Source organism: Globicatella sp. HMSC072A10 (genome assembly GCF_001811625.1).
GTDB classification, from domain to species: domain Bacteria; phylum Bacillota; class Bacilli; order Lactobacillales; family Aerococcaceae; genus Globicatella; species Globicatella sanguinis.
In genome coordinates, this window is record NZ_KV805647.1 from 1 (window position 1) to 403 (window position 403).

General features: G+C 35.0%; 1 pseudogene. It reads right to left on the reverse strand.

Going from position 1 to position 403, the window contains the following annotated elements:
- Positions 1-403, reverse strand: a pseudogene (locus HMPREF2811_RS02590) (hypothetical protein); the annotation flags it as partial.

Here is a 403-nt window from a genome sequence, read left to right on the forward strand (position 1 = left end):
TGTAGTGGAGTAATATTATGAATTCTTTCTCTTTTCCTATATAATGATGGTGGTAAAGATTTTTTATTTGTTGTGGTGCTTGTCTCAAACATTCACTTTGAGCCAAGGCACCTTTTTTTCTTTTGAATGTTTCTAAGTAATGGTAAAGATTCATTTCCCACTGATGGACACCCCAATTACGTTTATGTGTTGCGATGATTTCACCATCAATAAACAACTTAACTTGATCGGCACTTAGTTTTGCGATGATATATTTTCCAATATGACCTTCTGGTACAGAGTAATGATTCTGCTTAATGACAACCGTACTATATTTATCCACTCGACATTCCAATATTTCAGAAACATCGAAGGGAGCGATTATGGTAGGGCCAATCCTTTCTTTTTCTGTCTGCATCAATTT